Annotated in this window: 12 protein-coding genes; 6 read left to right on the plus strand and 6 right to left on the minus strand. The window is 64.8% G+C overall.

Annotated elements, in window-relative coordinates; genetic code table 11:
• Window positions 1-90 precede the first annotated feature (90 nt).
• The gene (locus ACOHWE_RS09555) at window positions 91-1,869 is read left to right on the plus strand and encodes a glycoside hydrolase family 15 protein (RefSeq protein ID WP_420665965.1); all 1,779 of its coding nucleotides are present in this window, start codon (window positions 91-93) and stop codon (window positions 1,867-1,869) included.
• 78 nt (window positions 1,870-1,947) lie between these two features.
• On the opposite strand, the gene ACOHWE_RS09560 is transcribed toward ACOHWE_RS09555, so the two are convergent.
• Window positions 1,948-2,424: a MarR family winged helix-turn-helix transcriptional regulator gene (locus ACOHWE_RS09560; protein WP_420665966.1), complete on the minus strand. Its 477-nt coding sequence runs from the start codon at window positions 2,422-2,424 to the stop codon at window positions 1,948-1,950.
• Window positions 2,425-2,668: 244 nt separating this feature from the next.
• On the opposite strand from ACOHWE_RS09560, the gene ectA reads away from it, so the two are divergent.
• The 5 genes from ectA (at window position 2,669) to ACOHWE_RS09585 (ending at window position 8,270) form a co-directional block, all read left to right on the plus strand.
• Window positions 2,669-3,199 (plus strand): diaminobutyrate acetyltransferase, encoded by a 531-nt coding sequence (gene ectA, locus ACOHWE_RS09565; RefSeq protein ID WP_420665968.1) that lies wholly within the window; start codon window positions 2,669-2,671, stop codon window positions 3,197-3,199.
• An 89-nt stretch (window positions 3,200-3,288) separates the two neighbouring features.
• On the plus strand, window positions 3,289-4,584 hold the full coding sequence (ectB, locus tag ACOHWE_RS09570; RefSeq protein WP_420665969.1) for a diaminobutyrate--2-oxoglutarate transaminase: 1,296 nt from the start codon (window positions 3,289-3,291) through the stop codon (window positions 4,582-4,584).
• Between the two features lie 4 nt (window positions 4,585-4,588).
• On the plus strand, window positions 4,589-4,981 hold the full coding sequence (locus ACOHWE_RS09575) for an ectoine synthase (protein ID WP_420665971.1): 393 nt from the start codon (window positions 4,589-4,591) through the stop codon (window positions 4,979-4,981).
• A gap of 37 nt (window positions 4,982-5,018) precedes the next feature.
• Complete coding sequence (locus ACOHWE_RS09580) at window positions 5,019-6,464, plus strand: aspartate kinase (RefSeq protein WP_420665972.1); 1,446 nt, start codon at window positions 5,019-5,021, stop codon at window positions 6,462-6,464.
• 168 nt (window positions 6,465-6,632) lie between these two features.
• Window positions 6,633-8,270: an FAD/NAD(P)-binding protein gene (locus tag ACOHWE_RS09585; protein ID WP_420665973.1), complete on the plus strand. Its 1,638-nt coding sequence runs from the start codon at window positions 6,633-6,635 to the stop codon at window positions 8,268-8,270.
• A 4-nt stretch (window positions 8,271-8,274) separates the two neighbouring features.
• Here the strand turns inward: ACOHWE_RS09585 and ACOHWE_RS09590 are convergent, their stop codons facing one another.
• From ACOHWE_RS09590 to ACOHWE_RS09610, 5 genes are all read right to left on the minus strand, one after another.
• Window positions 8,275-9,417 (minus strand): AI-2E family transporter, encoded by a 1,143-nt coding sequence (locus ACOHWE_RS09590; protein ID WP_420665974.1) that lies wholly within the window; start codon window positions 9,415-9,417, stop codon window positions 8,275-8,277.
• 112 nt (window positions 9,418-9,529) lie between these two features.
• Window positions 9,530-10,477 carry a YihY/virulence factor BrkB family protein gene (locus ACOHWE_RS09595; RefSeq protein WP_420665975.1) on the minus strand — a complete coding sequence of 316 codons (948 nt, stop codon included), beginning with the start codon at window positions 10,475-10,477 and terminating at the stop codon, window positions 9,530-9,532.
• Between the two features lie 68 nt (window positions 10,478-10,545).
• Window positions 10,546-11,748: a DUF3618 domain-containing protein gene (locus ACOHWE_RS09600; RefSeq protein WP_420665976.1), complete on the minus strand. Its 1,203-nt coding sequence runs from the start codon at window positions 11,746-11,748 to the stop codon at window positions 10,546-10,548.
• Window positions 11,738-12,145 carry a phage holin family protein gene (locus tag ACOHWE_RS09605; protein WP_420665978.1) on the minus strand — a complete coding sequence of 136 codons (408 nt, stop codon included), beginning with the start codon at window positions 12,143-12,145 and terminating at the stop codon, window positions 11,738-11,740. Before ACOHWE_RS09605 ends, ACOHWE_RS09600 begins: the two co-directional genes overlap by 11 nt.
• Entirely contained in the window at window positions 12,145-12,744 is a 600-nt protein-coding gene (locus ACOHWE_RS09610) for a hypothetical protein (protein WP_420665979.1), read from the minus strand. Before ACOHWE_RS09610 ends, ACOHWE_RS09605 begins: the two co-directional genes overlap by 1 nt.
• Window positions 12,745-13,313 lie beyond the last annotated feature (569 nt).

The raw sequence follows: 13,313 nt of genomic DNA on the forward strand, positions 1-13,313 counted from the left end.
ATGCCGGCGCCGGTGCGACATGCTCGCCAGCGGGTGCCGGAATGGGCTAACATCCTGCCAGACATGCGGCAGGAAATCTGATGGTGAGACATGAAGAACCTTGGACTGATCGGCAATTGCAGCATCGCGGGACTGGTGGACGACAGGGGGGAGCTGGTCTGGCTTTGCCTGCCGCGGTTCGATGGGGTGCCCGTGTTCCATTCGTTGCTGGGCCACGGCAACGGCGCGCCCGGCGGCGGCGGTTTCGCCATCGAACTTGAGGGCTTCAAGTCCTCCCGCCAGAGCTACGACCGCAACACGGCGGTGCTGCGCACGGTGCTGAGCGGCGAGTCGGGCGAGGTGGAAGTCGTCGATTTCACCCCGCGCTTCGACAATTGCGGCCGCATGTTCCGCCCGCAGACCGTGGTGCGCCGGATCCGGGCGCTCTCGGGCTGGCCGCGCATTAAGGTCCGGCTGCGGCCGCGGTTCGACTGGGGGGCAACCGAGCCGGAGATCACCCGCGGCTCCAATCACGTGCGCTATGTCGGCAACGGCCATACCATGCGGCTGACCACCGACGCACCAATCGACCACGTGCTGGACGAGCATGTCTTCAATCTCGACCGGCCGCTGCATTTCGTGCTTGGCCCGGACGAAAGCCTGAGCGCGCACCCGGCTGAGCTGACCGAAAGCTTTCTGCGCGACACGTTGGACTACTGGCGCGACTGGGTGCGGCGGCTGGCGGTGCCCTTCGAGTGGCAGGACGCGGTGATCCGCGCCGCCATCACGCTGAAGCTGTGCAGCTACGAGCCGACAGGCGCCATCGTTGCCGCGGTGACCACCTCGCTGCCCGAAGCGCCGCACAGCGGCCGCAACTGGGACTATCGTTTCTGCTGGGTGCGCGACGCCTATTTTACCGTGCGGGCGCTCAATAGCCTGGCCGCAACCCGGACGCTGGAAAACTACTTCCAATGGCTGATGAACGCGGTGGCAGATGCCGGCGGGGGCCATATCCAGCCGGTGCTGGGCATCGGGCTGGAACGCCAGCTGAGCGAAAGCATCGCGCCCGGCCTGCAGGGCTACCGCGGGATGGGGCCGGTGCGCATCGGCAACCAGGCGCATGAGCATTTCCAGCACGACACCTACGGCGCGATCATCGTGGGTGCCGCGCCCGCCTTTTTCGACTGCCGTTTGCACATGCACGCGGGTGCCGATGCCTTCCGGATGCTGGAGGATCTGGGCGAGCAGGCCTGGAAGCTGCACGATCAGCCCGATGCGGGCATCTGGGAGCTCCGCACGCGTGCGCGGGTGCACACGTCCTCCTCGGTGATGTGCTGGGCCGCCTGCGACCGGCTGGCCAAGATCGCGGGTCATCTGGGGCTTTCCAGCCGCCAGACCTTCTGGCGCAAACGCGCCGATGCGATCCGGGATAAGATTCTGGAGCAGGCGTGGTCCGATAAACGCCAGGCCTTTGTGGAAAGTTTCGGAGGAGAGACGCTGGATGCCAGTGTGCTCCTGATGGGCGAGGTTGGAATGCTGCCGCCGTCGGACCCCCGCTTTGCCGCCACCGTGGACCGGCTTTCGGGCACGCTGGGGCGCGGCGCCTTCATGCTCCGCTACGAGGAGGCGGATGACTTCGGTGAACCCGAGGTCGGCTTTAACGTCTGCGCCTTCTGGCGGCTGGACGCGCTGGCCCGGATCGGCCGCACCGCCGAGGCGCGGGAGTATTTCTGCGACCTGCTCGACGCACGCGGGCATCTCGGGATGATGTCGGAGGATACCGACTTCCGCACCGGCGAGGCCTGGGGCAACTTCCCGCAGACCTATTCGATGGTGGGGATCATCAATGGCGCGATGCGGCTGTCGCGGCAGTGGGAAAACGAGCTCTGACAGTGATTCCAGGCGTGCCGCGCTCCTCCGGGTGCGGCGCGGCCGCGGGCCCGTGGCAAGGCCGGGCGGGCGCGGGCCTCAGCCCATCTGGCGGAAGTCGCCCGAATCCAGCACCGGCGCCACGTCCATCTCCTCGGCGTCGAGCATCGCCGCAACGCGCTCCAGAGCGGCCACCAGCATCGCCTGCTCCCAATCCTCCAGTGCCTTGAATTTGTTGACGTAGCGCTGCTGCAGAGGGTCCGGCGCTCCCTCGATCGTGCTGCGGCCCAGGTCGGTCACCACGATATTGGTCTGGCGGCGGTCGGTCTGGGATTTCTCGCGCACCACCATGCCGCGGGCGACCAGCTTGTCCACCAAGGCCGTCACAGTTGCCTGCGACACCCGCATCCGGGTGGAAATCTCCTTGGCCGTGGTCTGCCCGCTCTCCGCAACCACCTGCAGCACCCGGAATTGCACCGCGGTAAGGCCAGCGGATTTTGCCAGCTTGCGGCCGAACAATTCGGTTGCGCGCAAGATCCGGCGCAGGGCGATGAGGCTGCTGTCGATGCGGTCCATATGGTCTCCAGGAGGCTGAGAGCTTCGGGGCTGGGCGATTTTGCCAGAGTGCGCCTGCGCATTCAATCGCTACTGCAAAATATTATTATTTCAGATTGACGAAGCAACTTGAGTGCTGGAGGGGCCGTTTGCGCCATAAAAAGCAGCCTTTCTTCGACTTTATGCGACATTTTGCTTAGCCTATTGAAGAATTCAGGAGCGGGTGTTATTTAGCTTTCCGAACGAAATTGGAGGACGATGACAGATGCGGAACGCCCTGGAAGTGTTCGAGAAGCCTTTTCCTGAGCTGCGCAAGCCCACTGCGGCCGATGGTGCGGAGATCTGGGAGCTGGTGCGCAACTGTCCGCCGCTGGACCAGAACTCGATGTACTGCAACCTCGTGCAGTGCGACCACTTCCGCGATACCTGCGTGGTGGGCGAGCTCGAGGGCAAGATCGCGGGCTGGGTCTCCGGTTACGTGATCCCCCATGACCCCGAAACCGTGTTTGTCTGGCAGGTCGCCGTTTCGGAAGCGGCCCGCGGCACCGGTCTCGCGTCGCTGATGCTTCGTGAACTGGTGCAGCGCGATGCCTGCAAGGGCGTGCGCCGCATGCAGACCACCATCACCGGCGGCAATGAAGCTTCCTGGTCGCTGTTCCGCCGCTTTGCCGAATGGCAGCGGACCAAGCTGGATATCCAGCCCTACTACACCCAGAGCCTGCACTTCCGCGGGCGCCACGAGACCGAGAATCTGGTCTCCATCAAGCTGCTCGAAGAGGCCAAGCGCGCCGCGTGATCCCAGCAAGATCCCGGTGATCCAGCGTGTTCCCCCTGTGGCACCCGCCTGTTCTCAGCAGCCTTATCCCCCAAATCAAAGGTGATTTTATGACCTCCCCGATGTCCGACACCGGCAATGTTGCCATTTTCAAACGCCGTGAATCCGAGGCCCGCAGCTACTGCCGGAGCTTCAATACCGTCTTTACCAGCGCCAAGGGCTCCGAGTTGACCGATGCCAAGGGTGATACCTACATCGACTTTCTCGCGGGCTGCGCGTCTCTGAACTACGGCCACAACGACCCCGACATGAAGGCCGCGCTGGTTGACCACATCAGCAGCGATGGCCTGGCGCATGGTCTCGACCTGCACACCGACACCAAGGCGGATTTCCTGAGGGCTTTCGAGACCCACATCCTCAAGCCGCGCGGCATGGATCACAAAATCATGTTCACTGGCCCGACCGGCGCCAACGCGGTCGAAGCAGCACTGAAGCTGGCCCGCAAGGTGACCGGGCGCCAGAACGTGATTTCCTTCACCAATGGATTTCACGGCGTGACGCTCGGCGCGCTTGCCACCAGCGCCAACAGCTACCACCGCGGCGCGGCCGGCGTGACGCTGAGCGGCGTGACCCGGATGCCCTTCGACGGCTACTTCGGCGGCGGCATGGATACTGCCGACTACCTGGAGAAGATGCTCTCCGACAAGTCCGGCGGCGTCGATGCTCCGGCGGCGATCCTGCTGGAAACTGTGCAGGGCGAGGGCGGTCTCAACGCCGCGCGCCCTGAGTGGGTGCGCCGGGTGGCGGAGATCGCCAAGGCGCATGGCGCGCTGCTGATCATCGACGACGTGCAGGCCGGCTGCGGCCGCTGCGGCGGGTTCTTCTCCTTCGAGGAAATGGGTGTGATGCCCGACATCGTCACAATGGCGAAGTCGGTCTCCGGCTACGGCCTTCCGATGGCCCTGATGCTGGTGCGGGAGCAGCACGATGTCTTCGGCCCGGCCGAGCACAACGGCACCTTCCGCGGCAACACTCATGCCTTCGTGACCGGCCGCGTTGCGATCGAGAAATTCTGGGCTGACGGCACCTTCCGCGAGGAGCTGGCGGTGAAAGCCGACGTGCTGTCCGCAGCGCTGGCCGACACCGCCGCGATGATCCCCGGCGCGCGCCTCAAGGGCCGCGGGCTGATGCAGGGCATCGACGTGGGCTCGGGCGAGCTTGCCAGCGATATCTGCAGCCGGGCTTTCGAGATGGGCCTGATCATCGAAACCTCCGGCCCTGAGGACGAAGTGGTCAAGGTGCTTGCCCCCCTTACCACCCCCGAAGAAGTATTCACCAAGGGTCTGTCCATCCTCGCCGACGCTGTGCGCGGCGCCATGACGGCCACCAAACAGGCTGCGGAGTAACACCATGATTGTCAGAGATTTCAACAAGATCATCGAAACCGAGCGCGAACGCGTTGTGTCGGATGCCAAGTGGACCTCGGTCCGTATGCTGCTGGCCGACGACGGCATGGGCTTTTCGTTCCATATCACCTTTCTGGAGGCGGGCTCAGAGCATGAGTTCGAGTACAAGAACCACTTCGAAAGCGTCTACTGCGTGCAGGGCTCCGGCTCGATCACCGATCTCGCCACCGGCGAGACCCATGTGATCACCCCCGGCGTGATGTATGCGCTCGACAAGCACGACCGCCACATCCTGCGCGCCGAGGAGGAACTGGTGATGGCCTGCTGCTTCAACCCGCCGGTGACCGGCAAGGAAGTCCATCAGGCGGACGGTTCCTACGCTCTGGAAGACAGCTGAACAGGAGGCCCCGGCTAGATCCGGGGGGATTCATTCCGTGACAACTGAGACCCATACCGTCGAAAAGATCGGGGGTACCTCCATGAGCCGCGTGCGCGAGTTGCGCGACACGCTGTTCCTGGGCGGCGGCAAGGCCGCCGATCCCTATCATCGCATATTCGTGGTGTCGGCGTTTGCCGGCATCACCAACCTTCTGCTGGAACACAAGAAATCCGGCGCGCCCGGAGTCTATGCGCTGTTTGCGAGCAGCGAGGATGATCACGGCTGGCTCGACGCGCTGAGCCGCGTGGCCGAGGCCATGGGCAAGGCGCACAGCGAGGTGCTGGAGCATGCCGGCGACCTGGCAATGGCGGATGAATTCGTGCGCGAGCGTATCGAAGGTGCCCGCAGCTGCCTGTTCGACTTGCAGCGGCTGTGCTCCTACGGGCACTTCCGCCTGTCGAGCCACATGATGGTGATCCGCGAGCTGCTGTCCGGCCTGGGCGAGGCGCATTCGGCCTTTGTGACCGCGCTTTTGCTGCAGCGGGCCGGGGTGGACGCCCGTTTCGTGGACCTCAGCGGCTGGCGCGATGAGGCGGAGCACAGCCTGGAAGAGCGCATCACCGCAGGGCTGGACGGCATCGATCTCAGCCGCGAGCTGCCCATCGTCACCGGTTATGCGCAATGCACCGAAGGGCTGATGCGCGAGTTCGACCGAGGCTACTCCGAAGTGACCTTTGCCAATATCGCCGCCTGCACCGGCGCGCGGGAGGCGATCATTCACAAGGAATTCCACCTCTCCTCCGCCGACCCCAATCTGGTCGGCAGCGGCGCGGTCTGCAAGCTTGGCCACAGCAACTATGACGTGGCCGACCAACTCTCGAACATGGGGATGGAGGCAATCCACCCGAAAGCCGCCAAGACCCTGCGCCAGGCCGACGTGCCACTGCGGGTGACCAACGCGTTCGACCCCGAAGACCCGGGAACGCTGATCGACGACAGCCCGGCGGAGCGCCCGGGTGTGGAGATTGTCACCGGTCTGCCGGTCATCGCGCTGGAACTGTTCGAGCAGGATATGGTCGGGGTCAAGGGCTACGACGCCGCGATCCTCGATGCGCTGCAGCGCCACAAGGTGCGGATCGTCTCGAAAACTTCGAACGCGAACACCATCACCCACTACGTGGACGCGCCGCTTAAGACTGTGCGCCGGGTGGAGCAGGACCTGCTCACCCGCTATCCCTCCGCACATGTGCCGGTGCGCTCGGCCGCTATCGTCTCTGCCATCGGGCGCGACCTCAGCGGGCTCGGCGTGCTGGGCCGCGGACTTCTTGCGCTGGAGGCGGCGGGTATCGAGGTAATTGCCGCGCACCAGACGCCGCGCAACGTGGACGTGCAGTTCGTGATCCCTCGCGGCAATCTGAATGCTGCCATTAAGGCGCTGCACGAGGCGCTGGTGAACTCGGGTGAGGCTGCCAGTTCGGAGCCAAGGGCCAAAGCCGCCTGAGGCGCCTTCAGAAAACCCGCCCAACGCGGGCGCATCCCACCCCGGCTGAGGACATCGGCCGGGGTGTTTTCGCGCGGCCATAGACCCAGCGCGCTTGATCCGCTACCAATTGGCGGGCGCCCGGCCCAGCCGCGCGACCACCGGCCCCGAAGCAGGCAGGAGACGCCTTTGTCCTACAGAATTGCCATTGCCGGGTTCGGCCCGCGCGGCCTCGGCGCCCTGGAAGCGCTTCTGAAGCAGCTGCATGGCCAGGCTGCGGATCTCTCCATAGACATTTTCGAACCTGGGCCAGCGCCTGGTGCGGGGCCGAATTACGATCCGGACCAAAGCCCGCTCTGCCCTTTGAATCTGCCGCTGCGCGGCCTTTGGCTGCCCCGGGCGGAGCACTGCGGCAGCGCCTTTCGCGACTTCGCCGAATGTTTGCCCGAGGATGAACGCGACCCGGATGCCTTCCTGCCGCGGGCCCGCATCGGGGCGTACTTTGCCGACCGGTTTGCGCATCTTCGCGCGCATTTGCCCGGGAACTTCCGGCTCTCTCTCCATGACCATCGTGTGACCCGGCTGATGCCGGCTGACGGCGGGGCCGGCGGCTGGATGGCAGCGGCGGCCGGCGCCGAGTTCGGGCCCTATGACGAGGTGCTGCTTACCCTGGGCCAACCGGAGAGTGAAGCCGACGGGCAGCTCGCGCGCTGGCAGGCTCACGCCCGCGAGACCGGCGCGGCACTGCTCTCCGCATATCCGGCATCCCGGCTGCTGGCGGCAGCGGAATCCTGGCAGGGCAAGGTGGTCGCGGTGCGCGGGCTGGGGCTCTCCGCGTTCGACGTGCTGCGGATGCTCACGCAAGGTCTGGGAGGGCGTTTCACGGAGCAAGGCTATCTGCGGTCGGGCCGCGAGCCCGCCCGCATCTGCCCGTTCTCGCTCGATGGCCAGCCACCTGCGCCGAAGCCTGCAACGGCAGCGGTCGACGACCTCTTCAGGCCTTTGGCAGAGGAAACAAGGGTTTTCGAACAGAACCTGGAGAAGGCGCTTTCACTGGCACCGGGTCCTGCGCTGGACCTGATATGCGAGGCATTGCAAGCCCCGCTCGAACGCATTTTGGCCGGTCGGAGCACCCCTGCCGAAATCCGCGGCTGGCTGTGCGACGGGCAGGACACGCCGGCCGGGCGCGGTAGCGCTCCGGTGGCAGAATTTCTCGAAGACACTATCGCGATGGCGCGCGGAGATACGCCGCCGTCGCCCGGCTATGCCGCGGCGCAATTGTGGCAAAACTGGCTGGAAAGTTTCCGCGAGGTCTTTGCCGCCAGCGACCCGGAGAGGGAAACCGCCAAGGCAGTTGCGGGTTTCGATGGCAGGCTGATGCCCTATGCATACGGCCCGCCGGTGAGCGCGGCGGAGGAGCTTCTGGCGCTGATCCGCGCAGGCATCGCTGATCTGCGTGCGGTGGAGGACCCGGATGTGCGCCTTGTGCCGCACGGCTGGCAGCTGGCCGAGGGGGCAGACGAGATCACAGCGGAGGTGATGGTTGATGCGGTGCTCGCTGCCCCGGCAATCGCCCGCACCCGGGAGCCGCTGTTGCAGGAACTACTGGCGGCTGGCCTCTTGCACCCGGTTGACGAGGGGCTGGGCGCCGCGACCGGGGAGGGCGGCCAGGCCCTCAGCCGCGCAGGGGAACCGGTGGCGGGGTTATCTGTGCTGGGCCGGATGGCCAAAGGCAGCGCGGTCGCGGTGGATTCGCTGCACGATTGCTTTGGCGCCACTGCGGTAAACTGGGCCGAAGGCGCCGCCCGGCGCATCACTGCAGGCTGACTGTCTAGCCGCCGCTTTCCTTTTCCCGTTCCGGCGGCGGCTCCGCCTCCTGGTCATCGCCAAGAAACATAGCCACTGTTTGCAGCCCGTCAATCTCGTCGCAGGCAATCTTGATGACGGTCAGGATGGGCAGCGCTACCACCATGCCCATGATCGACCAGATCCAAGCGAAAAAAGCGACGCTGAGAAACACCACGGTGGTGTTCAAGTGCAGCCGCCGTGAAATCAGCATAGGGGTCACCAGCTGGCCTTCGATTGAGGTTAGCGCCATGTATGTGAGCCAGACCCCGGCGGCGGGCCAGATGCCCTCGATCGAAACGAAGGCCAGGATGCCGGCGATTGTGGCACCGAGAAGCGCCCCAATATAGGGCACAAAGTTGAACAGGAAGGCCATGGTGCCAATCATCAGCGGGTTGGGCATCCCCCATGCCATCATCGCAGCGGCCACGAAGACGCCGAGACCTGCGTTGATTGCGCAGATGCCGCCCAGGTAGCGCCCCAGCCGATCCTCAATATGGTGCACGATTTCTACCGCCCGGCGCTTGTCGCGGAAGTGGCCGATGCTTTGCACCGTTTTGCGCAGAAACATGTCGCCAGAGGCCAGCAGGAAGAACAGCAGTAGGATCGCGAACGCGATTTTGCCAAGGAGCGCGGGCGCCAGAGTGGCAACCAGCGCAGCGACGCTGTTGTCAGAGACGACTTCCACCTCAACAGTTTCCTCTGCCCCCTCAGGCTTGGGATCGAGGATCTCCGCGGTTGCCTTGGCAGCTTTGTCCACGGCTTCGAGCGGGCCGCCGCGGGTGGAAAGCTTGGCATCGATTTCCTCCACGACGCCGGGCAAATCGGAAATGAAGCGCGAAACCGGCTCGCTGAAGCGCAGGAGCGCAAAACCCACGGCGGCTACCATCAGGACCGTGAATATTGCCGCGGCGAGCATCGGCGGCACCCCCAGCCGGTCAAGCCAGCGTCGGGGGCGGTTCAGGACGAAAAAGCCAAGGAAGGCAGCCGTCACAGGGATCAGGAAATCGTTGGCCCAAACCAAAGTGTGGATCAGCAGGAGGATAAAAATGCCCAGCACTGCAAAGCGCAGCCCCTTCTGGATTGCCGGAGCGCTGCCCGCATCCGGGGCAGGGCGCGGGGCGGTCATTGGCTGCCGTCCCGTCCGGCGAAACTCGCGGGAGTACCCTGATGGAGGGAAAGAGCGAAGCATATCGCCATGGTAAACATCCTCCTGTCGCCGTGGCTCATTAGGGCGCAGATCAAGCGTCCTTGGGCTCGCCCAGTCTATCAGCTTTAACCGCGCCGCGCTGCCCCATCGGCTCGTCCGGACCTACGGTGGTGTCCGTTGCAGTCTGCGCTTCCATCTCCGAATTCAGTTCGGCGCCAAGCAGGACGATGAACGCGGAGATCCAGAACCACATCAACAGCACTACGGCCCCTGCAAGCGTGCCAAAGCTTTCGTTGTAGGAGCCGAAATTAGCGACGTAGAAGGCAAATCCGGCAGAGCCGATGATCCACAGAACGCAGGCCGCGATGGCCCCGACAGAGACCCATTGGAACTCTGGCTTGTCGCGCGACGGGCCATAGCGGTAGAGAACCGCCAGCCCGGCCATTGTCATCACCACCAGGACCGCCCAGACCGCGAGCGTTCCCAGGGTCTCAACGACCGGGCCGGCATCCAGCAAGGCTAGCGCCGACGGCACGGCAATTGTCGCCACCAAACCGAACAACAGCCCGATGATCAGAAACAGCGTCAGCGCCAGTGTTACGAAGGTCTTCATAAAAAAGCCGCGCTTTTCGTCTTCGTCATAAGCGACATTCATGCCTTCGATCAGGCTGTTCATCCCCTTGGAGGCAGAGTAGATGGCGATCAGGATACCCACGACCGCGGTCAGCCCCAGCCCGCCCTCGCGCGAGCCTGCAACCGCTGTGGCCTGGTCAGTGATGATTGTCATCACCTCCTGAGGCACCAATCCCGAGAGCTTGGAGATCTGATCGACGATCTGCTGCGGCTCAATGAGCAGCCCGCCGATGGCGAGGAGCGCGGTAATAGCGGGGAACAGGGCGAGTAACCCGTAGAAGGCAACGCCGGCGGCAATCAGGCTCACGTGGTCGCTGGTGATCTCGTCTTTCACCCGCAGCGCGATGTCTTTCCAGCCTTTCGGCGGGATCTGCTGCGGAGCTTCTGCGTGGCGGCCGCGGGCCATGGCGCTTCCCCCCTTGGTTAGTTGGCAGGGAGGCTGGCGGCATAACCGCCAGCCTCCATTGTTCGGGCTCAGGACGACAGTTTGCCGAGATTTTTCTCGTCAGCCTTCTTGCTGGCTGCATCGGCCACACGCTTGCCGGCCTTCTTGGCCTCGTCGGCCACGGCTTCGCCTGCGGATTTGTCGCCCGGCGCGCCGCTGTCCAGCTCCTCGCGCTTTTCCTTAGCGATGTCGCGGGCCTCGTCCTTGGCGGCTTCGGCCACGGCAAGGGCTTTCTCCTTCTCTTCGCGCAGGATGGCTTCGGCACGGGCGATCAGCTCGTCGCTGTGGGCGCCCATCAGCTCATCCTCTTTGCGGCTCCGCGGCAGCGCCCCGCCAATCGCGGCGCCCACGGCCAGCGCCAGTGCACCGGCGACCAGCGGCTGCCGCTCGAAGAAATCGCTGGCCCGCTCGGAGTGAGCCGACATGGCCGAAGCAGCGCGGCGGCGCGCGTCAACTGCGGCCTCGCGGGCGGCAATCACCCGCTCCCGCGCTGCTTCCGAGAGATTCTCGGTCCCCTCGGAGAGGCGGGCGCGCATACGGGCAGCCCTCTCACGCGCCGATTGCGCGGCCGCCGAAACCGACTCCGCGGCGGCGGAGGCGTGGCCCTTCGCGGCCGCTCCGGCCTCGGCTGCCTTGCCTTTGATGGCGGACGAGGCGTCGGATGCCTTGTCGGCTACGGCGGAACCTGCGGCGGCGGTCTTGTCACGGGCGGCCCCTACCGCGCCGGTCACGCTGTCGCGGGCAGCGGCGGCGTTGGCAGCGGCACGGTCCGAGAGGCTCTCGTCGTCCTCATCTTCCAGTGCCCAGGCCGGTACGCCCACGGAGCCGCCCTTGAAGCGCGGGTCGGGACGCGGGATCGGACGGCTGCCGCGGTAGGTTTGGCGGGTTTGCAATTCGTCGTCTTCAAGGTAACTGCCGCCTTGGCGGCCACTCGACATGCGGCCGCGGTAGCTGCGGTAATCGTCAGCCCCGCGCGTCTTGGGGCCGCCGCCAAAGATCATCCAAGCCAGCCCGATCCCGGTCAGCGCCACGGCGGCCGGATTTTCCTTCACCGTGCGGGTGATTGCCTGGCCCAGCTCGCCGCCGTGCTCACGCAGCTGATCGGTCACCTGCCGCACGACGCCATCCACCGAAAACCGGTCCTGGAGATGCTCCAGATTGCTGGAGAGTTGCGCCCGGTCCCGTTCGATCTCGCGTTCAATCTCCTGGGGGGAACGGTTGTCACTTGTCATTGTACGTCTCCTTGAGGGTTTGGGCGTCGCGCTTCACGTTTTCTGCGGTGCGCGTCGGCGCGAGACTGGAGAGTTTCAGATCGTTTGTGCCCTTGGCGGCCATAGCAAAGGCGATCACGCCGAAGAGTACTCCGACAATCAGTGCCGACCAGCCGGCATCAATGCCCGCTTCGGTAAGACCTGCCACGAGCGCGGCCGCGAGCACGTTCAGCGCAACGAGGGCGATCACTACGGCGCCAACGATCATGCCGAGCGCTATTGCAGCCCGGTTAATGTTGTCGCTGACTTCGGCACGGGCCAAGGCCAGCTCGTTGCGGATCAGCGAGCTGATATTGTTCAGTGCATCGGTCAGGATATTTGCGGCGCTGGGGCCGCCGGAGCCGTCTGTCTCACGCATCAGTTCTCTCCTCTGTTAATGGCCGGCGCCGGCGTGCCGGATTGCCGGGAAGCGGTCTGGGCGCTGCCTGGCGCGGCTGCGCTCATTGACTGGCTGCCGCCCTGGGTGCCGTAGCTGCTGGACTGGGCACTGCCCGCGGTACTTCCCTGGGCTCCGTATCCGCCGTGGCTTCCGTAGCTGCTGCCTTGGGAGCCACTGCCGCCGGGCTGGCCACTGTCGGATGCCTTGGCAAACCGGGCCGCAGCAAAGCCCAGAAGCGCGGCACTGCTGAGGAACATCACGGGATTCTTCCGCGCGAAGGACGACATCGAGTTAACCATGTCGCCGAGATCCTGATCCCGGATCGCGTCTGATACATCGGCAAGAGTGCCGGCGATCTGGCCAACTGCCCGCTCTTGCGGGGTGCCGGAGCGCATTTCCTCAGAGGCATCGCGGAGGGCGGAAGCGACGGATTTCACATCCTTTGCCACCCCTTCCTTAGCGGCATCGGCACGCGCCTGCGCTTCGTTCCGGGCGGTTTCCACAGCGTCCTGCGCCATCGCCTTGGCCGTCTCGGCGGCTTCATTGGCGGCGGATTTGATCTTGTCCTGTTCAGGCATTGTTCAGTCTCCTGTAATCACGCAATAAAGTTGAGCAGGGCGAGGACCACCACGACCACGCCAATGATGTAGAAGATGCTGTGCATATTGCTTTCCTCGCTGCAGAACCTGAAATCATGCCTTAGAAACCCGCTGACAGGCCTGCGAGTTCCCGCGCACGGCGGTTTTTCTGCGCGCTGGAGGCTGGTTCCGGCTGTTCCAGGGCATTCACAGCCGCGCCGGCGCCGCGCGCTTTACCGCATTGCCTATCAGCGGGCTCAGCACCAGCATCGCTGCCCGGGCGAATTGGGCGTCGAGCGCCAGAGTGCAGATGCCGCGCCCTCGCCGGCTGCTTCGCCGCTGGCCGCCATGAACCGGATTTCAGCACTGAAAGACGCGTTGCTTACGGACGGCTCGGCCGCAGGCTGTGCGATGGTAGGCCGGCCATCCTCTCGGGAGGCCAATCGGTCCGGTGATCCACCGTAACGTGCTGCCAGTTCCGCGAAAGCCGGTCTTCCCTTCCCAAATCCTGCGCCCGGTGCGGCAGACCGTGGTGGCGCCCACTGCTATTTTCCCCTCCGGTCCGAAGC

It is taken from the genome of Cribrihabitans neustonicus, assembly GCF_048820895.1.
GTDB classification, from domain to species: domain Bacteria; phylum Pseudomonadota; class Alphaproteobacteria; order Rhodobacterales; family Rhodobacteraceae; genus Cribrihabitans_A; species Cribrihabitans_A neustonicus.